This window comes from Actinosynnema sp. NPDC002837, assembly GCF_040295345.1.
Lineage (GTDB): Bacteria > Actinomycetota > Actinomycetes > Mycobacteriales > Pseudonocardiaceae > Actinosynnema.
On the sequence record NZ_JBEOVG010000104.1, the window covers coordinates 1 to 20,674 of the forward strand.

The 20,674-nt window shown below is 71.1% G+C and carries 24 protein-coding genes and 2 tRNA genes; 18 read left to right on the forward strand and 8 right to left on the reverse strand.

Annotated features, from left to right (window positions below; genetic code table 11):
- Positions 1-63 precede the first annotated feature (63 nt).
- A complete protein-coding gene (locus ABTZ99_RS38960; protein ID WP_499618053.1) occupies positions 64-525 on the reverse strand; it encodes a DUF6194 family protein in 462 nt (153 codons plus the stop codon).
- Positions 526-1,314: 789 nt separating this feature from the next.
- Here ABTZ99_RS38960 and ABTZ99_RS38965 point away from each other — a divergent pair.
- Positions 1,315-2,538 (forward strand): NucA/NucB deoxyribonuclease domain-containing protein, encoded by a 1,224-nt coding sequence (locus ABTZ99_RS38965; RefSeq protein ID WP_498784020.1) that lies wholly within the window; start codon positions 1,315-1,317, stop codon positions 2,536-2,538.
- 40 nt (positions 2,539-2,578) lie between these two features.
- On the opposite strand, the gene ABTZ99_RS38970 is transcribed toward ABTZ99_RS38965, so the two are convergent.
- The gene (locus tag ABTZ99_RS38970) at positions 2,579-3,034 is read right to left on the reverse strand and encodes a hypothetical protein (RefSeq protein ID WP_498784018.1); all 456 of its coding nucleotides are present in this window, start codon (positions 3,032-3,034) and stop codon (positions 2,579-2,581) included.
- Positions 3,035-3,160: 126 nt separating this feature from the next.
- Here ABTZ99_RS38970 and ABTZ99_RS38975 point away from each other — a divergent pair, with 126 nt between their 5' ends.
- Positions 3,161-3,991 carry a hypothetical protein gene (locus tag ABTZ99_RS38975; RefSeq protein WP_499618054.1) on the forward strand — a complete coding sequence of 277 codons (831 nt, stop codon included), beginning with the start codon at positions 3,161-3,163 and terminating at the stop codon, positions 3,989-3,991.
- Here the strand turns inward: ABTZ99_RS38975 and ABTZ99_RS38980 are convergent.
- Positions 3,979-4,170 carry a hypothetical protein gene (locus ABTZ99_RS38980; RefSeq protein ID WP_498784014.1) on the reverse strand — a complete coding sequence of 64 codons (192 nt, stop codon included), beginning with the start codon at positions 4,168-4,170 and terminating at the stop codon, positions 3,979-3,981. The two genes, ABTZ99_RS38975 and ABTZ99_RS38980, sit on opposite strands and share 13 nt — an antisense overlap.
- A gap of 88 nt (positions 4,171-4,258) precedes the next feature.
- Complete coding sequence (locus tag ABTZ99_RS38985; RefSeq protein ID WP_499618055.1) at positions 4,259-4,990, reverse strand: Type 1 glutamine amidotransferase-like domain-containing protein; 732 nt, start codon at positions 4,988-4,990, stop codon at positions 4,259-4,261.
- A gap of 53 nt (positions 4,991-5,043) precedes the next feature.
- On the opposite strand from ABTZ99_RS38985, the gene ABTZ99_RS38990 reads away from it, so the two are divergent.
- The 5 genes from ABTZ99_RS38990 (at position 5,044) to ABTZ99_RS39010 (ending at position 8,894) form a co-directional block, all read left to right on the forward strand.
- Positions 5,044-5,682: a YdcF family protein gene (locus ABTZ99_RS38990; RefSeq protein ID WP_498784010.1), complete on the forward strand. Its 639-nt coding sequence runs from the start codon at positions 5,044-5,046 to the stop codon at positions 5,680-5,682.
- 21 nt (positions 5,683-5,703) lie between these two features.
- Entirely contained in the window at positions 5,704-6,966 is a 1,263-nt protein-coding gene (locus ABTZ99_RS38995) for a deoxyguanosinetriphosphate triphosphohydrolase (RefSeq protein WP_498784008.1), read from the forward strand.
- 20 nt (positions 6,967-6,986) lie between these two features.
- Entirely contained in the window at positions 6,987-7,238 is a 252-nt protein-coding gene (locus ABTZ99_RS39000; RefSeq protein ID WP_498784006.1) for a hypothetical protein, read from the forward strand.
- A complete protein-coding gene (locus tag ABTZ99_RS39005) occupies positions 7,217-8,263 on the forward strand; it encodes a serpin family protein (protein WP_499618056.1) in 1,047 nt (348 codons plus the stop codon). Before ABTZ99_RS39000 ends, ABTZ99_RS39005 begins: the two co-directional genes overlap by 22 nt.
- Positions 8,264-8,324: 61 nt before the next feature.
- The gene (locus ABTZ99_RS39010; protein ID WP_498784002.1) at positions 8,325-8,894 is read left to right on the forward strand and encodes a carboxymuconolactone decarboxylase family protein; all 570 of its coding nucleotides are present in this window, start codon (positions 8,325-8,327) and stop codon (positions 8,892-8,894) included.
- A 6-nt stretch (positions 8,895-8,900) separates the two neighbouring features.
- On the opposite strand, the gene ABTZ99_RS39015 is transcribed toward ABTZ99_RS39010, so the two are convergent.
- The gene (locus ABTZ99_RS39015; RefSeq protein WP_499618065.1) at positions 8,901-9,827 is read right to left on the reverse strand and encodes a sigma-70 family RNA polymerase sigma factor; all 927 of its coding nucleotides are present in this window, start codon (positions 9,825-9,827) and stop codon (positions 8,901-8,903) included.
- 25 nt (positions 9,828-9,852) lie between these two features.
- On the opposite strand from ABTZ99_RS39015, the gene dnaG reads away from it, so the two are divergent.
- From dnaG to ABTZ99_RS39030, 3 genes are read left to right on the forward strand one after another with little or no spacing between them, the layout of a single operon-like run.
- A complete protein-coding gene (gene dnaG, locus ABTZ99_RS39020) occupies positions 9,853-11,751 on the forward strand; it encodes a DNA primase (protein WP_499618057.1) in 1,899 nt (632 codons plus the stop codon).
- Positions 11,751-12,254, forward strand: coding sequence for a hypothetical protein (locus ABTZ99_RS39025; RefSeq protein ID WP_499618058.1), 504 nt, complete (start codon positions 11,751-11,753; stop codon positions 12,252-12,254). Before dnaG ends, ABTZ99_RS39025 begins: the two co-directional genes overlap by 1 nt.
- A 53-nt stretch (positions 12,255-12,307) precedes the next feature.
- Entirely contained in the window at positions 12,308-13,054 is a 747-nt protein-coding gene (locus ABTZ99_RS39030; protein WP_499618059.1) for a trans-aconitate 2-methyltransferase, read from the forward strand.
- A gap of 44 nt (positions 13,055-13,098) precedes the next feature.
- On the opposite strand, the gene ABTZ99_RS39035 is transcribed toward ABTZ99_RS39030, so the two are convergent.
- Positions 13,099-13,329 (reverse strand): hypothetical protein, encoded by a 231-nt coding sequence (locus tag ABTZ99_RS39035; RefSeq protein ID WP_073889848.1) that lies wholly within the window; start codon positions 13,327-13,329, stop codon positions 13,099-13,101.
- 137 nt (positions 13,330-13,466) lie between these two features.
- Here ABTZ99_RS39035 and ABTZ99_RS39040 point away from each other — a divergent pair.
- The 8 genes from ABTZ99_RS39040 (at position 13,467) to ABTZ99_RS39075 (ending at position 19,128) form a co-directional block, all read left to right on the forward strand.
- Positions 13,467-13,538 (forward strand) — tRNA-Asn (locus ABTZ99_RS39040).
- 118 nt (positions 13,539-13,656) lie between these two features.
- Positions 13,657-14,502, forward strand: coding sequence for an oxygenase MpaB family protein (locus tag ABTZ99_RS39045; protein ID WP_499618060.1), 846 nt, complete (start codon positions 13,657-13,659; stop codon positions 14,500-14,502).
- A gap of 87 nt (positions 14,503-14,589) precedes the next feature.
- A tRNA-Ile gene (locus ABTZ99_RS39050) sits at positions 14,590-14,664 on the forward strand.
- Positions 14,665-15,013: 349 nt separating this feature from the next.
- Positions 15,014-15,910 carry a glycosyltransferase gene (locus ABTZ99_RS39055; protein ID WP_498783957.1) on the forward strand — a complete coding sequence of 299 codons (897 nt, stop codon included), beginning with the start codon at positions 15,014-15,016 and terminating at the stop codon, positions 15,908-15,910.
- Between the two features lie 169 nt (positions 15,911-16,079).
- On the forward strand, positions 16,080-17,120 hold the full coding sequence (locus tag ABTZ99_RS39060) for a sigma-70 family RNA polymerase sigma factor (protein WP_499618061.1): 1,041 nt from the start codon (positions 16,080-16,082) through the stop codon (positions 17,118-17,120).
- 37 nt (positions 17,121-17,157) lie between these two features.
- A complete protein-coding gene (locus ABTZ99_RS39065) occupies positions 17,158-18,567 on the forward strand; it encodes an MFS transporter (RefSeq protein ID WP_498783952.1) in 1,410 nt (469 codons plus the stop codon).
- Positions 18,564-18,794 carry a ribbon-helix-helix domain-containing protein gene (locus ABTZ99_RS39070; RefSeq protein WP_498783950.1) on the forward strand — a complete coding sequence of 77 codons (231 nt, stop codon included), beginning with the start codon at positions 18,564-18,566 and terminating at the stop codon, positions 18,792-18,794. The genes ABTZ99_RS39065 and ABTZ99_RS39070 overlap by 4 nt, the downstream gene beginning before the upstream one ends.
- Entirely contained in the window at positions 18,781-19,128 is a 348-nt protein-coding gene (locus ABTZ99_RS39075) for a type II toxin-antitoxin system PemK/MazF family toxin (RefSeq protein ID WP_498783948.1), read from the forward strand. The genes ABTZ99_RS39070 and ABTZ99_RS39075 overlap by 14 nt, the downstream gene beginning before the upstream one ends.
- Positions 19,129-19,177: 49 nt before the next feature.
- Here ABTZ99_RS39075 and ABTZ99_RS39080 read toward each other — a convergent pair whose 3' ends face one another.
- Together ABTZ99_RS39080 and ABTZ99_RS39085 are read right to left on the reverse strand one after the other, a co-directional pair.
- Positions 19,178-19,372, reverse strand: a complete 195-nt coding sequence (locus tag ABTZ99_RS39080) for a ferredoxin (protein WP_230566834.1) — start codon at positions 19,370-19,372, stop codon at positions 19,178-19,180.
- Entirely contained in the window at positions 19,369-20,568 is a 1,200-nt protein-coding gene (locus ABTZ99_RS39085; protein WP_498783946.1) for a cytochrome P450, read from the reverse strand. Before ABTZ99_RS39085 ends, ABTZ99_RS39080 begins: the two co-directional genes overlap by 4 nt.
- Positions 20,569-20,674 lie beyond the last annotated feature (106 nt).

Below are 20,674 nucleotides of genomic sequence, written 5' to 3' on the forward strand. Positions count from 1 at the left end.
GCAGGCTCGCACCCGCCAACGGCAGCCCGAACGCCAGCACCTCCCGTGCCCGCGCCGGGGGCCTCAGGACCCGGTCCGCCGGGCGTGGTTGGCGTGCTTGCGCGCCGCGAACGCGTGCGCCTCGGCGAGCAGCGGCCGGACGGCGTCGAGCGTCGCCTCGCCCGGCGACACCACGCAGACCCAGTGCTGCGACGCGTAGACCGGGTGCGGCATCACGCGATCCCGTTCCGCGTAGTCGAACCCGGTCTCCAGCACGCCCTCCTCGTCGCGCTCGGTCGGCACGGCGCCGAACATCGCGGTGTAAGTCGCTTTGGTGAGCCCGATGTTGAGCCGGTAGGCCCCCGGCTCGCTCAACCGGGACACCCGCTCGTAGTTGTCGCCGGTCACGATCGTCGCGAACGGCAGCCGGCGCTCCGGCGGGAGGTCGCCGTCGGGGTCGTAGAGGAAGAACGTGTCGCCGTACGCCTCCATCACGCGGGTACCGGCATAGGACTTGAGGTGCTCCGTCATCTCCTCGGCATTCACACCTTCAAGCGTATCTTTGAAGTCCTTGTTGAAGCTTGAGCGGAGAATCTCCTGGAATCTGCGAGAAAACCTTCAACTCTTGGTTACGCCGAGGCATGGACTTCCGGCCTGGCTGTACGAGACCCGAACGGCGTCTCGGGCGCGAGTCGCGGCAACGAACAGCAGACAGCGCTCTCTGAGCACGTCGTGCCCATGAGCGACGGTGTCCTCGGTTTCCGGTGTGATGGCGACGCGGAGAGGTACGACCTCCTGTTCGACACCGACCAACGCCACGCAGCGGAACCCTCGCCGGAGGCGGACCCGTTCACGCCGGAGTGGTTGGTCTACTCGTGCGAGGACACGCCGGTCCGCACGATCCGGGAAGTGCTGACCATCCCGCCGCCCGGCGACCCGGGGCTGCTCGCGTGGAATCACACCGATAAATGCCGTTGTTCGCCGCCGCCTCGAATGATCAATGCGAGCCGATCTGGAATAACTCAAAGATGTTGTCAGGTGTCGCTGTGCGCTGCTAGCTTCGCGGTCGTGCAGGGGAGGCACATTGCTGGACGGGGGTCCTGCGTGATTTGAGCGCGGTAACGCGCTGGGGGGATTTACTGTTCGCTGCCTCTCAAGCCGTTGTTCTCACGACAACGAAGGCGAGCGATGAAAAATCATTCAACGCGTTCACGCGGGTGGATTCGTGTCCTGCTGGCGGGACTGATCGCATCGGTCACGGTGGCGGGTGGTGCACTGCCGGCTTCGGCTGCCCCCGATTCCATTCCGCCCGATCTGCTGTCGAAGGGCACGGTGGTGTCCTCGGAGCTGAAGTTCTACCCGGCGAACGAAGTCGGGGCGACCGGTGACACGGGGGCGCGCACCGGTCCGCGGCCCACCCTGGAGCAACTGCGCCAGGAGGACCGCGACGCCAAGGCGACCTACCGGTCGGACTACGGCCCGCCGCAGCTCACCGCGCAGGGCTGGTCACCACCGCCGTTCGAGTACGACTACATCACCGGCCCGGACGAGTGCCACGAGCACGCGGACGTCGCCGGCTCGGACGACGGGTGGATCAAGAACCACTACGCCTTCTGCCGCATCATGAAGGGCGAGAAGGGCGACCGGATCTGCGTGCTCAACCAGTGCGTCACCGTGAAGTCGACCTTCCGCGTCACGATCCTGGGCTTCGGGTCGGAGCGCGACCGGGCGGTCCGGTTCGTCACGTTCGTCGACGACATCGTCTCGAACACCCCGGCGCTCAAGGAAGCGACGTTCCTCAAGCTCGACCTGGAGTGCGTCGCGCTGCTGAACGGCGATGAGTGCACCGAGGACCCACGACAGCCGACGGACCTGGAGAAGTCGCTCGCGGAGTGGGAGCGCGTGCCGGCCTACGCCACGCGCTTCACGTCCACGGCGCCTGCGCTGACGCCGGAGAACCCCAACCGGCTCGGCTACATGGACTTCTGGTCCCGCGCGACGGCGAGGGTGGTCGGGCTGCCCGGCTCGCAGCCCCAGACGAAGGACAGCCCGCCGCAGAAGGTCCGGTACGACACCGTCAACTACCTGAACCTCAACGGCAACAACGCCGCGATCTTCAGCAGGGTCAAGGCCGTCATGCACATCCCGGTGAGCCGGCCGGAATTCGCGGCGATGACCGAGTCGGCGGCGCACTACCGGCTCGCCCAGCAGTCACCGCAGCTCACCATCCCGCGCATAGACGGCAAGACGATCCCCGGTGCGGTGAATGGCGAATCGCTCACCCGCTGGTACTTCAACAACACGAACCAGAACCGCGCGGAGGCGGTGAAGGCGTGCGTCGCCGAATGGGGCTCCGGTTACGCCGAGGGCGGGAAGTACCAGTGTGACGAATACCCGTTCAACACCACCCACCAGGGAGCGGCCCGCGGGGATGGGAGGTTCTCGGTGAGCCGCATCTCCGGCCCGGACAACGAGGCCGCCGGCACCTGGCTGGGAGCGTGGTACTCCTACGACCGCATCCTGGACAGCGACGCGTTCCACGTCGACCCGACGCCGTGACGGTGGGCGGGACGGGCGGTCGACCCGTCCGTCCCGCCGCTCACCGGGGCCAGAACTGCATGACCCAGTGCTCGACGACCTCTTCCGTGTAAGGCAGGGAACCCACTTCGGCGGCGGCTTCGCGGCCGCGGCAGTGCACCCGCATCGCGTGGACACCGGGACCGCTCAGCCGCAGGGTCCCCTCCGGCGCCCAGGTCGTCACGGTGACCAGTCGCAGCACCCCGGAGGTGAGGGGGATCTCGTCCTCCCACACCACGTCCCACCGCCCCTCGGGCGAGTCCGCCGGCCCGTCCCACGACTCCAGCCGCACGGCCGCCAGGTGCATGGCACCGCCACTGCGGAAGACGGCGCCGTTCTTGCCGGTCAGCATCGTCTCCGGTGAGCCCAGCGCGGACCAGCCCGGCTCGCCGGGCTCCACCCGGTCGTCGTCGATGAGGCCGAACTTGCCCCACTCGACGGTGACGTGCTCGTCCAACGCGGCCAGCAGCCTCGCCATCCCCGCCCCCTCTGGGAGTTCGCGGTCCGTGGTGTACCAGCATGCCCGTCCCCGTCACCACCGCGAGCGGGTGCCGGACGGCCGCGTCCGCGTACGGGGCGGGCACGACGATCTATCGTCCTGCCGGTGACCTCGCACAGCGACCCCGAGCGGACCCGGTCACGCATCGCCGAGCTGGACCGGTACATGAGTGTCCACGTGCTGGGTGACGGCGGGTTCACGTGTGACAAGGAGACCGTCTGTCGGGCGTCGGCGTTGCGACGCCGGGGCACGTCGTTCTGGCGCGGCCGGCTGTCGCACGTCGGCCACCACTACGACATCGTGGAGGACGGCCGACCGTGGCGCGTCCTCGTGCTGGGCATGGAGACCGGCAGGGAACGCGAGCACGTCACGCTGGCGGAGCGGCGGGCCGAGCAGCAGCCGGTGATCGACGGCGACCCGCGCAGCCGGAAGCCGCACATGAAGGGCACCGCGAGCGCGTTGCGACTGGCGTTCGGCCGCGAACCGGGGCCGGACCGGCGTGGCGAGCTGCTCGACCTGGCGAACACCCCGAGCCCCGTGCACGTCATGGACGCCTACGCGCTGGTCAACGTCCGGCTGTGCTCGGCGGTCGCCACCGGGACCACCACCTCGCGGGGGACGCCGGTGATGACCGCGAACTGCCTGCCGCACCTGGCGGCCACGGTGCGGGTGCTGGAGCCGGCGCTGTGCGTCCTGCAGAGCCGGCCCGCCCGCGCCGGGATCGACTCCATCGTGACGCGGGCGCGCACCCTCGCGCCGAACCTCGAACACGTCCACCTGGCCGGCGTACCCGTCTACCTGGCGTCGTTCGGCCACCCGCACCAGATGGGGCCGCACTCGTCGCTGAACTGGGGCAGGTCGTTCTCGACGCCCTACCTCGACGGCGTCGTGGCCCCGGCCATCCGAACGGCCCGCGAGCTGTATCAGAGGGCCTGACCCGAGTCGTCGGCCCGCGTGTCGCTCAAGGGCCTCCGCAGGCGGAACATGGAGAGGTCGAAGCCGTTGGCGCTGCCGGTGATCGGCTCGCCGTCCTCGGTGGCGTACCGGAGTGACTTGAGGTGGTCCTCGGACAGGAACGCGGCCCGAGGCCAGGTGCTTCGCCCGCTTGGAGCCATGAGCGCGCTGATCGTCCACGTGGACGACGGCGTCTGCGGTCAGGTGCGCCCCGTCCTCCGGCGTCGTCCCACCTCCGCGCGGTCCGTTTCACAACCGCCTGACGTCGAGCGGTTCCTCCCGTGCGGTTCCTGAAGATTCGTCACGTCGCACCACGTACGCACCGCCGGTGCGCCGTTCGGACACCGCCTCCACGAGCTCGGCGCCGTGGTAGACGAGCCCGGCGCCGTCGTCGGTGCAGTGCGTCTCCGGCAGCACGCCCGCCGCCACCGCCGCGTGGATCGTCGGCCGCCGCGCCGCCTCGCTGTCGTAGTGGACCCCGTTGCCGTACGGCAGGAAACCCAGGCCGTTCGTGATCACGCGCAGCTCCGGGCCGAACGAGTCCGTCGAGCCGCCGAGGAACCAGCAGATCGACCCGGCGGACACGCCACCGAGCACGACGCCGTCCTGCCACGCGCCGCGCAGCGCCGACCCGAGGTCGTGCACCGCCCACACCGCCAGCAGGTTCGCCACCGAACCACCGCCGACCCACACGACGTCGTGCGAACCGAGGAAGCCCGCGACGTCGGTCGTCGGCGGCATGGTGAACAGGTTCAGGTGCGACACCTCCCACCCCGCCAGCTGCCCGGCTTCGGAGATGTCCGCGTTGAACCACCGCTGGTCGCCCAACGCGGTGCCGATGTGGCACACCCGCGGTGTCCGGCCGTGCACGCCGGACAGCTCGACGGCGTGGTGCGCGAGTCGGTGGAACTCCAGGTTGGTGCGTCGCCCGGCGCGGAAACCACCTGAGGTGGCCACGATCGTCGGCTGGTCTGCTGCCATGTCGGCGATCCTGGCAGCCCTCACGCCCGCGCGGGTGTGGGATCATCCCCGGCGTGACGTTCCTGCCGAGACTCCGCAGGCTGGCCACGCGCGTCGTCCTCGGCGGCCTCGTGATCGGGCTCCTCGTCGTCGGCGGCACGGCGTTCCGCGTGTGGCAGGTGGCCCGCGAGGACGACCGGGCCCACGCCGACATGGCCGTGGTCCTCGGTGCGGCCCAGTTCAACGGCGTGCCCTCCGACGTCCTGGAGGCACGGCTGGAGCACGCGCGCCGGCTGTACGAGCAGGGTGTGGTCAACTACATCGCCACCACCGGCGGCAGGCAGCCCGGCGACAACTTCACCGAGGGCGAGGCCGGCCGGATGTGGTTGGAGGCGCACGACGTGCCCACCGACCGGATCCTCGAAGTCGGCGAGGGCACCGACACCCTGGGCAGCATCCGGGCGCTCGCCGCCGCCGCCCGCGAGAAGTCGCTCACCACGGCCGTGATCGTCAGCGACCCGTGGCACTCGCTGCGGGCGCGCACGATGGCCGAGGACGAGGGCCTGTCCGCGTGGACCTCGCCGACCCGCAGCGGGCCGAACGTGCAGACCCGCCAGACCCAGCTGTTCTACATCCGCCGCGAGACCGGCGCGCTGCTCTACTACCACCTGATGAAGGCGCCGGCTGGCGCGTTCGACGGCATCCTGCTGTAGGTCGCCGCTTACCCTGAGCGGATGAGCCAGGGCTACACCGGACACGACTCCGCGCGGCTGCTCCCCGAGCCGCCCAAGGGAGCGGTGCTGCCCGGAGCGCGCACCGAGAGCCGCTCGCCGTTCTCCCGGGACCGGGCCCGCGTGCTGCACTCGGCGGCGCTGCGCCGGCTCGCGGGCAAGACCCAGGTCGTCGGCCCCGGCGAGGGCGCGGAGGTGACCGGCGTGCCCCGCACCCGGCTCACCCACTCGCTGGAGGTCGCCCAGATCGGCCGCGGCATCGGCGAGGAGCTCGGCTGCGACCCGGACGTGGTCGACACCGCCGGCCTCGCGCACGACATCGGGCACCCGCCGTTCGGCCACAACGGTGAACGCGCGCTCGACGAGCTGGCCGGTCCGTGCGGCGGCTTCGAGGGCAACGCCCAGACCCTGCGCATCCTGACCCGGCTCGAACCCAAGACCGCCAAGGGCCTCAACCTGACCCGGGCGTGCCTCGACGCGGCCACCAAGTACCCGTGGACCCGCCGTCCCGGGATGGTGAAGTTCGGCGCCTACGACGACGACCTCGACGTGTTCACGTGGGTCCGCGAAGGCGCGCCCGATCGACGGCGGTGCCTGGAAGCGCAGGTCATGGACTGGGCCGACGACGTCGCGTACTCCGTGCACGACGTGGAGGACGGCGTGCTGGCGCACCGGATCAGCCTGGCCGCCCTCGGCGACCCGGCCGAGCGCGCCGCCATCGCGGGCCTCGCCGCCAAGCACTTCTCCGACGAGCCGACCTCCGCGCTCGAAGCCGCCGCCACCGAGCTGCTCGCCCTGCCGGTGATCGCCGAACTGGCCGAGTACGACGGCTCGCTGCGCGCGCAGGTCGCGTTGAAGCGGCTCACCAGCGAGCTGGTCGGCCGGTTCGCCTCCGCCGCCGTCGGCGCGACCCGCGAGGTGCACGGCGACGGCCCGCTGAGCCGCTACCGGGCCGACCTGGTCGTGCCGCCCCTGGTCGCGGCCGAGGTGGCGCTGCTCAAGGCGGTCGCGGTCCGGTACGTGATGAGCGACCCGTCCCGGCTGGCCATGCAGGCCCGGCAACGCGAGCTGGTCGCCGAACTGGTCCACCTCCTGCTGATGCGCGCCCCGGACACGCTCGACCCCGCGTTCCACCCCTCCTGGGCCGCCGCCGGCACCGACGCCGAACGGCTGCGCGTCGTGGTCGACCAGGTCGCCTCGCTCACCGACGCCCAGGCCGTGGCGTGGCGGCGGGCGCTCGCCGGTCCCGCCCCCGAACCCCTGTGACCGGTGGCACACTCGACCCCATGGCCGATGAGTCCACCAGACCGCCAGGCCGTCCTTGGCCGTGGCGCAGACCGACCCGCGACCCGGTGCACGTCGGCGCCGAGCTCCCGTACGACGGGTGGGACGACGAGCCCGGCGACGACGGCTCCGCCGGGGTGCGCGAACCACGCCACCCCCGGCCGCTCGGACCCACGAGCGGCGCGGGCGAACGTCCGATCCCGGACGACCCCATAGCGGTTAAGGAGACCCAGTGCCTGATCGAGCGCACCTGACGTTCGCCCTCACCCTCCACGACGCCGTCGCGCCCGACCGCGCGCGCAACGCCTGCTGGTCGCCGTACTCGGTGGCCAGCGCGCTCGGCATGACGGCGCAGGCGGCGCGCGGCGAGACGGAGGCCGAACTGGTCGCGCTGCTCGGCGCGGACCACGCCAAGGTGCTCAAGGGCGCGGTGGTGGGCGACGACGCCGAGTTCGCCGTCGCCAACACGCTGTGGGCGTGGGACGAACTGCCGCTCAACGAGGGTTTCCTCACCGACCTGGCCGGGTGGCCGGGCGCGAAGGCCCGCTCCGCGCCGTTCGCCGGCGACCCGGAGGGCGCCCGCAAGCTCATCAACGCCGACGTGGCGGAGACGACCCGCGGGCTGGTCCCCGAGCTGCTCGCCGCCGGCGCGATCACGTCCGACACGGTCGCGACGCTGGTCAACGCGCTGTACCTGAAGTGCGCGTGGAGCGAGGAGTTCCCCGAGCACGACACGGCCGACCTGCCCTTCCGCGGCGCCGGGAACGTGCCCACCATGCGCCGCGAGGGCTCCATGCGGTACGCGCGACGTGACGGGTGGGAGGCCGTGGCGCTGGCCGCGCGCGGCGGCGTGGAGGCGGTCGTGCTGCTGCCCGAGGGCGACCTCGGCGGCACCGAAGGCGTGCCCGAGGTGCTGGAGGCGTTGGACCACGACCGGATCGAGCTGTTCCTGCCGAAGCTGGCGTTGTCGGTGAACGTCTCGCTCGCCGAGTCGTTGCAGCAGGTCGGCGTGCGCACCATGTTCGGCCGCGGTGCCGACCTCACGGGCCTGAGCCCCGACCCGCGGCTCTACGTGGACGACGTGGTGCACGAAGCCGTGCTGCGGCTCGACGAGCAGGGCTTCGAGGGCGCGGCGGCGACCGCCGTGATGATGCGCCTGACCTCGTTCATCCCGGCCGAACCGGCCCGCACGGTCCGCGTCGACCGGCCCTACCTCCTGCTCGTCCGGCACGCCGACACGGGCGCGATCTTCTTCCTCGCCCAGGTGGCCAAGCCCTGACCGTCACGTTCCGCAGCCCTTCCTCGTCCACCGGGTGAAGACCCGAAACGAGGAGGGGAACATGGCACCCAGGATCCCGGTCGTCACGACCAAGCAGGCCAACCCGCTGGTGCGCTTCGCCTACCGGTTCGCCAAGAAGCGGTTCGGGGCGGTGCCGGAGCCGTTCACGGTGACGGCGCACCACCGGCGGCTCTTCGTCGCGGGCGCGCGGCACGAGATGGCGGTGGAGAAGGCCGCCAAGACGCTGCCCGTGTCGTTGCGGGAGCTGGTCGTCTACCTCACCGCGGTGAAGCTCGGCTGCTCGTGGTGCGTCGACTTCGGCACCATGCTGATCAAGCACGAGGGCCTGGACGTCGACCGGCTCAAGGAGATCCACGACTACCGCACCTCGGACAAGTACACGGAGCTGGAGAAGCTGGCCCTCGCCTACGCCGACGCGATGACCGAGACCCCGACCGCCGTCACCGACGAGCAGGTCGCCGAACTCGACCGGCGGCTGGGCCACCAGGGGCTGGTCGAGCTGACCTACCTGATCGCGCTGGAGAACCAGCGCGGCCGGTTCAACTCGGCGTTCGGCATCACCGACCAGGGGTTCACCTCGGGTGATGCCTGCCGGGTGCCGATGCCGTAACCGGTCTCACGAGGCCTCGGGGAACGGCACGTGGCCGAGCTTGTCCGGGTTCGACATGTCGTACACGCCGGCCACCTTGCCGTCCCGCACCACGACCGCCTCGACGCGCGGCGTGAGCTCGCCCTGGGCGCCGAACACCAGCCCGACGTCGCCGTTGACCAGCGTGGGCCGCCCCTGGACGTCGCCGTACCGGCGCAGCAGGCCGAGGATGAAGCGCGCCACCTTGTCCGCGCCGTCGATGACGCGGGCCGCGGTCTTGGCCTTGCCGCCGCCGTCCCCGACGAGCACCACGTCCGGGTGCAGCAGGCCGATCACCGCGTCGACGTCGCCGGTGGCCAGGGCCCGGAGGAACCGCTCCAGCACCTCGCGCTGCTCCTCCAGCGCCACCCGCGGCGGAGGGTCGGCGTCGGCCGCCGCCTTGCGACCGCGCGAGGCGTGCTGACGGGCGGTCGCGACCGTGCAGCCCAACGCGTCGGCGATCTCCGCGAACGGCACGCTGAACGCGTCGTGCAGCACGAACGCCACCCGCTGCTCGGGCGTGAGGCGGTCGAGCACCACCAGCGCCGCCAGCCGCACGCCGTCGTCGCGCACCACCGCGTCCAACGGGTCGTCCTCGCCGGAGGTGACCAACGGCTCGGGCAGCCACTGCCCGACGTAGCGCTCCCGCCGCACCGCCGCCGACCGCAGCCGGTCCAGGCAGATCCGGCCCACCACGGTCGTCAGCCAGCCGCGCAGGTCCCTGATGTCCGCCCGGGCCTCCCGGCTCAGCCCGGTCAGCCGCAGCCACGCCTCCTGCACCGCGTCCTCGGCGTCCGCGACGCTGCCCGTGAGCCGGTAGGCCACGCCGACCAGGTGGGCGCGGTGCCCGGTGAAGGTCGAGGCCAGGGTCTGCTCGGACGCCAAGGTCTCCTCACCGGTGGTCACGGGCACCAGTCTGCCAGCACTAGACTCGCTCGACGTGGCAGGACGCATCCGGGAGAGCGACGTCGCACTGGTGCGTGACCGGAGCCGGATCGACGAGGTCGTGGGAGACCACGTCTCCCTGCGCGGTGCCGGCGCCGGCGCGTTGAAGGGCCTGTGCCCGTTCCACGACGAGAAGTCGCCGTCGTTCAACGTCCGCCCCTCGCACGGCACGTTCCACTGCTTCGGCTGCGGCGAGGGCGGCGACGTCATCGCGTTCGTGATGAAGATCGAGCACCTCGGGTTCGTCGAGGCCGTCGAGCGGCTGGCCGACCGGGCGGGCATCCAGCTCACCTACGAGGGCGGCGGCGCGACCGTCCAGCGCGACCGCGGCACCCGCAGCAGGCTCATCGAGGCGCACCGGGTCGCCGCCGAGTTCTACGCCGAGCAGTTGGCCACGCCGGACGCGTTGGCCGCACGGGAGTTCCTGGCCCAACGCGGTTTCGACGAGGCCGCGGCCCGGCAGTTCGGCTGCGGGTTCGCGCCGGGCGGCTGGGACAAGCTCACCAAGCACCTCCTCGGGCGCGGGTTCGAGCTCACCGAGCTGCTCAAGGCCCAGTTGACCAAGGAGGGCAGGCAGGGACCGATCGACCGGTTCCACCGCCGGCTGCTGTGGCCGATCCGGGACATGGGCGGCGACGTCGTCGGCTTCGGCGCCCGCCGGATCTTCGACGACGACCCGATCCAGGCCAAGTACCTCAACACCAGCGAGAGCCCGATCTACAAGAAGTCGCAGGTGCTGTTCGGGCTGGACCTGGCCAAGCGGGAGATCGCCAAGCGCAGGCAGGCCGTGGTCGTCGAGGGCTACACCGACGTGATGGCCATGCACCTGGCGGGCGTGCCGACGGCGGTCGCGTCCTGCGGCACGGCGTTCGGCGCGGACCACATGAACGTGCTGCGCCGGCTGCTCATCGACGACTCGATGAACGGCGAGGTCATCTTCACCTTCGACGGCGACGCGGCCGGGCAGAAGGCGGCGCTGAAGGCATTCGAGGGCGAGCAGGCGTTCTCCGCGCAGACCTACATCGCGATCGCGCCCGACGGCATGGACCCGTGCGAGCTGCGGCAGGAGAAGGGCGACGTGGCCGTGCGCGACCTGGTCGCCCGCCGCACGCCGCTGTTCGAGTTCGCCATCAAGACGCGGTTGAAGGACTACGACCTCGACTCGGTGGACGGCCGGGTGGAGGCGCTGAAGGTCATGGTGCCGTTCGTGGCCCAGATCAAGGACCGGGCCAAGCGGGACGGCTACGCGACCCGGCTGGCCTGGTGGGTCGGCTGGGAGGACGAGTCGGCCGTGGTGCGCCGGGTGCGTGAGACGGCGACCGGCCGGGCGCCCGCGCCGTCACGTCGTGCCGCCGCGCCGGTCGACCCGAACCAGGGCGCGCTGGCCGTGGACGTCGACGGTCCGCCGCGGCCCGACCCGCGCGACCCGGCGCTGTGGGCGCAGCGGGAGGCGCTGAAGGCGGCGTTGCAGCTGCCCGAGATGGCCGGGCCGTACTACGACTCGCTGCCCGACGAGGCGTTCACGCACCCCGCGTACCTGGCGTTGCACCAGGCGATCCGGGAGGCGGGCGGCGCGTCGTCCGGGATGTCGGGTCCGGCGTTCCTGGACGCGGTGTCGCAGGCGTGCCGGCACCAGGCCGTGCGGTCGGTGCTGACCGAGCTGTCCGTGGAGCAGCTCCGGGTCAAGGCGGACGACGAGTACCGGTACGTGCAGGGCGTGCTGGCGCGGTTGCAGCAGATCCTGGTGGCGGGGCAGATCACCGAGATCAAGTCCCGGCTGCGGCGCGTGTCGCCGGTGGAGGAGCCCGACGAGTACCGGGCGCTGTTCGGCGACCTCATCGCGCTGGAGGACTACCACAAGGCGTTGGGCCAACAAGCGGCGGGCGGGCTGTGATGGGGCTGTTCCGGAGGGTTTTCGGCTCGGGCGCGCCCGAGGGGTTCACCGGGGTGCTGGAGGCCGACGAGAACGTGCTCGCGTCGGCCGCCGTGGGCTCCGAGTGGCTCGTGGCGACGTCGTACGGGCTGTGGGTCCCCGGCCCCCGGAGGGTCGGGTGGCACCTGATCAGCAAGGCCACGTGGAGCGGGAACGCGTTGGCGGTGGTCGAGGCGGTCGAGGACGGCACCGCGGGCGCGGCCGTGGTGCTGCGCGACCTGCCGCCGCGGCGGTTCCCGCTGGAGTCGCCGGGCAAGGTGCCCGAGGTCGTGCACGAGCGGGTGACCGGGTCGATCAGGTCGCGGGAGCACAACGAGACGGTCGGCGCGTGGTTCGTGCAGCGCAAGGTGACCGGGCAGGACGGCGTGGTGCTGCAGGTGCGGCCCGATCCGGGCGTGGACGTCGAGCGGGTCCGCGAGGTCGCGGCGTCGGTGGCGGCGAAGATCGCCAAGCTGCGCGGGTGAGCGTGGTCGGCGTACGGTAGCAGTACAGTCGTACTGTTACTGGGGGTGCACGCATGTGGGATCCGGGCAAGTACCTCGCGTTCGCCGACCACCGGTCGCGGCCGTTCCACGAGCTGGTGGCGCGGGTCGGGGCCACCTCGCCGCGCCGGGTGGTCGACCTGGGCTGCGGTCCGGGGAACCTGACCGCCTCGCTGGCCGAGCGGTGGCCGTCGGCCGTGGTGGAGGCGCTGGACTCGTCACCGGAGATGGTCTCGGCCGCGCGGGCCCGCGGGGTCGACGCGCGGGTCGGTGACGTGGCGGCGTGGGAGCCCGAGCCGGACACCGACGTGGTGGTGACCAACGCGGTGCTGCAGTGGGTGCCCGGGCACGAGGACCTGCTGCGGCAGTGGGTGCGGGTGCTGCCGTCCGGCGCGTGGCTGGCGATGCAGGTGCCGGGCAACTTCTCCGGGCCGTCGCACGAGCTGGTGCGGTCGCTGGTCGACGCGTCGTGGCCCGCGTTGCGCGGCCTGCTGCGGCCGTCGCCGGTGCTCGACCCCGTGGGGTACGCCGAGGTGCTCGACGGCTGCGCGGTGGACGCGTGGGAGACGACGTACCTGCAGCGGCTGGAAGGGGAGGACGCCGTGCTGGAGTGGATCACCGGGACGGCGCTGCGGCCGATCCGGGCGGCGCTGGACGACGGCGAGTGGGCCGCGTTCCGCGGTCGGTTGGCGCCGCTGCTGCGCGAGGCGTACCCGAGGCGGGCGGACGGCACGACGTGGTTCCCGTTCCGCCGGGTCTTCGCCGTGGCCCGGGTGCCGTAGCCGCACCGAGGCCGCCCCCGGTGCGAGGGCGGCCTCGGCGTTGCTCAGTTGGCGCGCGGGATGACGGGGTCGCGGCGGTGGCCGTTGGCGTTGGGCTGGTGCCGGCCGAAGCCGGTCTTCTCGCCCACCTTGGCGCGCACGATGCCCGCAGCGCCCTGGACGGCCGGGTGGTCGGCCAAGGAGCGGTAGGCGCGCACGATCTGGTCGTAGCGCTGGCGTCCGGCGCGCGCCCCTAGGACGTAGCCGACGGCGGCGCCGAGCAGGATGCCCTTCATGAGGTGGTCCTCTCCTGGAGATCGTGCCTGGTCACACCCCTTCCTACCGCACGAGGAGGGGGGTGTGCGCGAGCACTGTTCCGGATGCGCTAGAGTTGTCGCTGTCGGGCCGCGAGGCCCGGCCCACAACAGAACATTCCCCCTTAGCTCAATGGCAGAGCATTCGACTGTTAATCGAAGGGTTACTGGTTCGAATCCAGTAGGGGGAGCGCGATGGCAGCCCCAGGTCCACCGGCCTGGGGTTTTGTCGTGTCATGGGGTCCGGGTACCCCCGAGTCACCCGATTGTCACCCCGCTCGGGTGGTTTCTTGAGGCAGGCTGATCCGCATGGCCGACCGCTTCGCCAACCGTCGCCGGATCACCTCGCTGGACCCGGAGCGGGACCACGTCGAGATCATGCGCATCTCGTCCGGGTACGAGTTCCCGTGGGACTACGTGCGGTCGCTGGAGTTCGCCCTGTTCCGGACCTACTGCGTGCCGTCGATCTCGGCGCTGCTGGCCAAGACCGGCGAGTTCGAGCGCCGGCCGCAGCAGCGGTACGACGACACGGCGTTGCTGATGGCCGAGCTGGTGGAGCACGGGTACGACTCGCCGCGCGGGCGTGAGGCGTTGCGGGTGGTGAACCGGCTGCACGGGCGGTACGACATCTCGAACGACGACATGCTGTACGTGCTGTCGACGTTCGTCTTCGACCCGATCGAGTGGATCACCCGGTACGGCTGGCGGCCCCTGACCGACCACGAGCGGCTGGCCGCGTTCCACTTTTACCGCGCCGTGGGCGCCCGGATGGGCGTCAAGGACGTGCCGCCGACCTACTCCGCCTACGCGGCGTTCAAGCGCGCGTACGAGGAGGAGCACTTCACCTACAGCGACACGAACCGCGTGATCGGCCAGTACACGCTGGACCTGTTCTGCTCCTGGTACCCGGTGCCACCTGCGCTGACGTCCCGCGCGGTGCTGGCGATGCTCGACGAGCCGATGCTGACCGCCTTCGGCTTCCCCGCGCAGCCGGGCTGGCTCGTCAAAGCCGCCAAGACGGCCCTGCGGGTGCGCGCGACCACCGTCCTCCTCCTCCCGCCACGGAGGACGCCACGCCTGACCAACAACCCGAAGAACCGGACCTACCCGGGCTACCCGACGGGCTACCGGCCGACCGACCTCGGAGCCCCGTAGTCCGCCAGTGCACAGCTTGGTCACGCCGCCCGGGTTGTCGAGACGCGGGGGAACCTCCCTCTGTACCCTCCGGAACCGCACGTCAGCGGGGCGGTAGCTCAGCCGGTCAGAGCAGCGGACTCATAATCCGTCAGGTCGTGGGTTCGAACCCCACCCGCCCCACCGTTTCGCCCGGTGAAGTGTGGTGACGATGATGTCTCTCGTGATCGTCACCACACTAAACCCCCACCTTATGAGCGGAACCCCTTAACCGCCTCCAGCGCGTCGGCGGCTTTTCGGCTGGTGACCTTGCGCGCCATGTAGACGTCCTCGTGGGTTCGAAGTCGGCGCTGTTGATGCTGGTCAGGTGGTGCGGTTGACTGGGCACGGTCAACGTTGCCCCTTGCCCGGCTGAGCGCGCGCCGCGTGCGGGCGGGCTTGAGGTGGTCGACCCGCCTGCCACGCGGAGGTCCTTGGCCTGCCTCCGAGAGTCCGGCCCGGCCCGGCGCGGACGACACCGAAGGACGAATGGATGACCCTGCCCTCCATCAACCCGGCACTGGGCATGGACCTGGTCACGCGGAGAACACTTGAACGTCGGGTCGCGTCGATCAGCGTGGTGATCCCGGCGCACAACGAGGAAGCCACGATCGACGAGGTCGTGTCCGAGTCGTCACGTGGGCTTTCCCTGCTCGGCACGAGTGGCGAAGTGATCGTCAGCGCCAGCGGCTGCACGGATCGGACGGCCGACGTGGCGCGGGAGGCCGGTGCGACGGTGGTCGACGCGGAACTCGGCAAAGGGGCGGCGATCGCACGAGGTGTGTCGGCGAGCAAGGGGGACATCGTCTGCCTCGTGGACGGCGACCTGCGCTACTTCGGCGACCCTCCCTTGGTGGCGCTGCTCGTCGAGCCGATCCTGAACGGCACCGCGGACGCCACGGTGTCGGATCTCTACTGGCGTCCGCTCTACCCGCAGCTCTGGCTGCACGGGTTCTTCGCGCCCCTCGCGGGCACCTTGTTCCCCGAGCTGCTGCCGAAGGTCGGTTCGACGCCGTGGTCCGGCCAACGCGCCGCCGTGCGCGAACTCTGGCCTCAATCGCTGCCGCACGGGTTCACGGCGGACCTCGCGCTGCTGCTCCACTGGAACGCCAACGCGGTGCGCATGCGGCCCGTGCTCGCGGACGACTGGACGAACCCGCAGCGGCCGAAGCCGGAGTTGATGGAAGAGGAGTTCGGACTCCTCGTCGAGAGCGCGGTCGCCCGTGGCCGGATCGAACGGCAAACGGTTGCCCGGCTGCGCGGGTGGTTCGAGCAGACCTACGCCCTCATGGCCGAGTACGACCCGGAACGGCACGATCCCCAGCAGTTCGAGGCTCGGATCCTCGACCGGTCCCTCGCGGAACTCCGCGCCCGGCTCCACGCGGCCTAGCTGCCGGCCGGTTCGGCTTCGAAAGGGGAAACCGAAGGCGCGAGGACCGACCAGTTCCCGGCTCCGGCGGTGTCCACCCATCCGAGAGCGCGTTCCGGCCACCGGCGCACGGCAGACCTGCCGCACCGAACGCGGGTGGGCGGTGGTCACGGCAGAGGAGGAGTCACGCATGCGAGGGACGGCCAAGGCAAGCGGCGCCGCGGAACTGCTCGCGTTGGCGCGCGGCGGTGACGGTGAGGCGTTCCGCGGGCTCGTGGAGCCGTACCGACGGGAGCTCCAGGTCCACTGCTACCGCATCCTCGGCTCGGTGCAGGACGCGGAGGACCTCGTGCAGGAGACGCTGCTGGCGGCGTGGCGCGGCATCGGCGGGTACGAGGAGCGGGCTTCGGTGCGGACCTGGCTCTACCGGATCGCCACCAACCGCTGCCTCAACGCGCTGCGGGCCGGCGCCCGTCGTCCGAACGACCAGGCGGCCTACCGATCGGAGGCCGGGTTGCCCGAGCCGTCCCACCGCCCCGCGGAGCCCAGCTGGCTGGAGCCCTACCCCGACTCGCTGCTGGACGGGATCGCCGACCACGCGCCGGGGCCGGAGGCGCGCTACGAGATCAGGGAATCGGTGTCGCTGGCGTTCCTGACCGCCCTGCAACAACTGCCGCCGAAGCAGCGGGCCGTGCTGGTCCTGCGGGACGTGCTCGGCTTCCGCGCGGCCGAGGCCGCGACCATCCTCGACACCTCCGAGAACGCGGTCACCAGCGCGTTGAAGCGGGCCCGCGGCGCGCTGGACCTCGACCGGGAGAGCGCACCGCTGCCGAACTCGCCGCTGGAGCGCCGGATCGTGGACGACTTCGCCCGCGCGTTCCAGGACGGTGACGTGGACGCGGTCGTGGCCCTGCTGACCAACGACGCGCGGCTCTCCATGCCGCCGATGCCGCTGGAGTACCGGGGCCCGGCCGACATCGGGCACTTCCTGACGACGGTGGCGCTGCGCGACGGGTTGCGGTACGCGTTGATCCCGACCCGCGCGAACGGCCAACCGGCCTTCGGCTGCTACGTGCGCGACCCCCGCACGCCGATCCTGCACGCGCACGGCGTGCTGGTGCTGTCGCTGACCGGCGACCGGATCACCGCCCTCACCCGGTTCCACGACAACTGCTTCCTGCCCCGCTTCGGACTACCGCGATCGCTGCGCGCCTCCATCGGCAGCGCCTGACCACGAGCCCGAGTCGCGAACGAACCGGAGGAGAACGGTGAGCACCGCAGTGGAGCGGATGACGTCAAAGCAGGCGTGGACCTTGGGTCTCGCCTCGCTGGCCTCGTTCATGATGGCCCTGGACAGCATGGTCGTGACCACCGCGCTGAGCACGATCCGCGCGGATCTCACGGCGTCGGTCGAACAACTGGAATGGGTCGTCAACGCCTACAACCTGACGTTCGCGGTCCTGCTGCTCACCGGCGCGGCGCTCGGCGACCGGATCGGCCGGCGCAAGGTGTTCAACGCGGGCCTGGCGTTGTTCACCGTCGCGTCGGTGGCGTGCGCGCTGGCGCCGGACGTCGTCTTCCTGATCGTCTCGCGGGCGTTGCAGGGCGCGGGCGCCGCGATGGTGCTGCCGCTGTCGCTCACGCTGATCACCGCGGTCTTCCCGCCGCGGACGCGCGGCAAGGCGATGGGCCTCTACCTGGGCCTCACCGGGCTGGCCACGCTGAGCGGCCCGTTCATCGGCGGCGCGATCGCCCAGGGCCTGGCCTGGCAGTGGATCTTCTGGCTGAACCTGCCGATCGGCGTCGTCGCGATCCTGCTCACCACGCGGCAGGTGGACGAGAGCACCGGCCCGAACGACAAGCTCGACCTCGGCGGTCTGGGCCTGGTGACGCTGGGCGCGTTCGGCGTCATCTGGGCGTTGGTGCGCGGCAACGCGGCGGGCTGGGGCAGCGCGGAGGTCGTCGCCTCGTTCGCGGTCGGCGTGGCGCTGGTGGTCGCGTTCGTGCTCTACGAGAAGCGCACGCCGCGACCGATGGTCCCGATGACCTTCTTCAAGCTGCGGGCGTTCGCCACCGCCAACCCGGCGAACTTCCTGGTGTTCGCCTCGCTGTACGGCACGATGTTCTTCCTCGCGCAGTACTTCCAGGTCGTCAAGGGCCACGGTCCGCTCGTCACCGGCCTCATGCTGATGCCGTGGACCGGCACGCTCATGGTGTGCGCGCCGATCGCCGGTCGCCTGGTCGACAAGGTCGGCGAGCGGAGGTTCGTCGTCGGCGGCCTGTTCCTGCAGGCGGTCGGCATGGGGTGGATCGCCTTCGCGGTCGACACCGACACGTCCTACCTGGAGGTCCTGCCCGCGCTGGTCCTCGGTTCGGCCGGCATCACGGCGGCGATGCCCGCCGCGCAGAAGGCGGTAGTGGGCGCGGTGGAGCCGCAGCGGATCGGCCAGGCGTCCGGCGTCTTCATGATGCTGCGCATGTTCGGCGGCGTGTTCGGCACCACGGTGGCGGTCGCCGTCTTCGGCGCCGTCGGCGGCTACGCGACGGCCGCGGAGTTCAGCGACGGCTTCTCGGCCTCGATGGTCGCGGTCGCCGTGCTGGCCTCCCTCGGCGTGCTGGTGGGGCTCGCCATGCCGAGTTCCTACCGGGTAGCACCGGAGGTAGCATCGAAGGTATGAAAATCAGTGTGAGCCTCCCCGAGGAGGACGTAGAGTTCGTTGATCACTACCTGCGGCAACACCGGAGCGCTTCTCGATCGTCGGTGATCCACCAGGCGATCACGCTCCTGCGCGAGGCGGGTCTGGAGAACGCCTACGCGAGCGCGTGGGAAGAGTGGGAAGCCGGAGGAGACGCCGACATGTGGGACGTGACCGCGCCAGACGGTGTCCACGATGCGGCGAGGTGACATCTACTGGGTGGACCTGGAGCCGGCGCAGGGCGCCGAGGCCAACAAGATCCGCCCGGCCGTGGTCGTCAGCAACGACGCGGCGAACCGGGCCGCCGGACGGGGCGGCCGGGGTGTGGTGACCGTGGTCCCGATCACCTCGAACACCGCCAAGGTGTACCCGTTCCAGGTGCTGCTGCCCGCCAAGGACTGCGGGCTCGGCGCGGACTCGAAGGCCCAGGCCGAGCAGGTGCGCACGGTCGCCGCGGCCCGGCTCCGCGCCAGGATCGGCGGCCTGCCGCCCGCGGTGCTCAAGCAGCTCGACGACGCCCTGCGCGTGCACCTGTCGCTCTGAGCCGCCGCGCACCGCCGGGACCGCCCGGAGGCGGCCCCGGCAGCCCACGTCACTCCACGATGCGGATGGCGCCGGCCGGGCAGAGGTGCGCCGCTTCCCGCGCCGCCTTCTCGTGCTCGCCCGTCGGGGACGGCTGGAGCAGCACGACCGTCCCGTCCACCTCGTCCTGGTCGAACACCGCGGAGTCGGTCAACGCGCACATCCCGGCCCCCGCGCACACGTCCGGATCGACTTCCACCTTCACGAGAACTCCACTGGCAGCTCGTGCACACCGTAGATCGCCATGTCGGTGCGCATCCTGACATCCTCGGCGGGCACCCCGAGCCGCAGGTCCGGGAACTCCCGGAACAGCGCGGCGAAGCCGACCCTCATCTCGATGCGGGCCAGCTGCTGCCCGAGGCACTGGTGCACGCCGTGGCCGAACGCGAGGTGTCCGGCCGCGGACCGGCGGACGTCGAACTCGTCCGGCCGCTCGAACCGCGCCGGGTCCCGGTTGGCGGCGGCCACCGAGATCGAGACCGACTCGCCGGCCCGGACCACCACGCCGCCGATCTCCACGTCCTCCAACGCCGTGCGCAGCGTGCCGAACTGGATGATCGTCAGGTACCGCATCAGCTCCTCGACCGCGTTGTCCACCAACGACGGGTCGGCTTGCAGCGCGGCCAGCTGCTCGGGGTGCTGCAACAGCAACAACGTGCCGAGGCCCAGCATGTTCGCCGTGGTCTCGTGACCGGCGACGAGCAGCAGCAGCCCCATGTTGGCCACTTCTTCGTCGGTCAGCTCGCCGGTGGCGATCAACCCGGTCAGCATGTCGTCGCCCGGCTCGACGTGCTTGCGCTTGGCCAGCTGGAGCACGAAGTCCTCCAGCCGCTCGAACGCCTCCATGATCTCCTCGAACGAGGAGTCGAGCCGCAGCGCCTTGGCGGTGTCCTCCTGGAACTTCGCCCGGTCCTCGTAGGGCACGCCGAGCAGCTCGCAGATCACCATCGACGGCACCGGCAGCGCGAACTCCGCCACCAGGTCCGCCGACGTGCCGGACGCGCGCATCGCGGCCAGGTGGTCGGCCACGATCTGCTCGATGCGCGGCATCAGCTGGTTCATCCGCCGCACGGTGAACTGCCCGGTCAGCAGCTTGCGGTAGCGGGTGTGGTCGGGCGCGTCCATCCCGATGAACATGCCCGGCTTGGCCGCCGGCCGCTTCGGCACCGGCTTGCCCGCCACCGTGCGCGGTGAGTGCTGGAGCTCGGCCCGGCTGCTGAACCGGCGGTCCGCGTGCACCTCGCGAGCCAGCTCGTAGCTGGTCACGAGCCACCCCAGGTGCCCGTCGGGGAACTTCATCCGGGTGATCGGGGCCCGTTCGCGGAGCAACCCCAACTCCGCGGGCGGGTCGAACGCCGTCGTGCGTCGGCTCGGCAGCTCTGAGTACAGCGTTTCGGTCATCTCGCACACCTCCCAGTGCGTAAAGGGACCTACTTCGCAACGTACAGAAGTTTCACGAAGCTGTGAAGTAAATAAGCCGTAAGGGAACAGCAGTAGTACGGGTGAT

Coding starts and splice junctions, on each gene's coding strand:
- ABTZ99_RS39060 (WP_499618061.1), top strand. CDS start 16,080: ATGCGAGGGACGGCCAAGGCAAGCGGCGCCGCGGAACTGCTCGCGTTG.
- ABTZ99_RS39085 (WP_498783946.1), bottom strand. CDS start 20,568: ATGACCGAAACGCTGTACTCAGAGCTGCCGAGCCGACGCACGACGGCG.
- ABTZ99_RS38995 (WP_498784008.1), top strand. CDS start 5,704: ATGAGCCAGGGCTACACCGGACACGACTCCGCGCGGCTGCTCCCCGAG.
- ABTZ99_RS38970 (WP_498784018.1), bottom strand. CDS start 3,034: ATGGCGAGGCTGCTGGCCGCGTTGGACGAGCACGTCACCGTCGAGTGG.
- ABTZ99_RS39055 (WP_498783957.1), top strand. CDS start 15,014: ATGACCCTGCCCTCCATCAACCCGGCACTGGGCATGGACCTGGTCACG.
- ABTZ99_RS39000 (WP_498784006.1), top strand. CDS start 6,987: ATGGCCGATGAGTCCACCAGACCGCCAGGCCGTCCTTGGCCGTGGCGC.
- ABTZ99_RS39070 (WP_498783950.1), top strand. CDS start 18,564: ATGAAAATCAGTGTGAGCCTCCCCGAGGAGGACGTAGAGTTCGTTGAT.
- ABTZ99_RS39075 (WP_498783948.1), top strand. CDS start 18,781: ATGCGGCGAGGTGACATCTACTGGGTGGACCTGGAGCCGGCGCAGGGC.
- ABTZ99_RS39025 (WP_499618058.1), top strand. CDS start 11,751: ATGGGGCTGTTCCGGAGGGTTTTCGGCTCGGGCGCGCCCGAGGGGTTC.
- ABTZ99_RS39035 (WP_073889848.1), bottom strand. CDS start 13,329: ATGAAGGGCATCCTGCTCGGCGCCGCCGTCGGCTACGTCCTAGGGGCG.
- ABTZ99_RS38985 (WP_499618055.1), bottom strand. CDS start 4,990: ATGGCAGCAGACCAGCCGACGATCGTGGCCACCTCAGGTGGTTTCCGC.
- ABTZ99_RS39010 (WP_498784002.1), top strand. CDS start 8,325: ATGGCACCCAGGATCCCGGTCGTCACGACCAAGCAGGCCAACCCGCTG.
- ABTZ99_RS38980 (WP_498784014.1), bottom strand. CDS start 4,170: ATGGCTCCAAGCGGGCGAAGCACCTGGCCTCGGGCCGCGTTCCTGTCC.
- ABTZ99_RS39045 (WP_499618060.1), top strand. CDS start 13,657: ATGGCCGACCGCTTCGCCAACCGTCGCCGGATCACCTCGCTGGACCCG.
- ABTZ99_RS39030 (WP_499618059.1), top strand. CDS start 12,308: ATGTGGGATCCGGGCAAGTACCTCGCGTTCGCCGACCACCGGTCGCGG.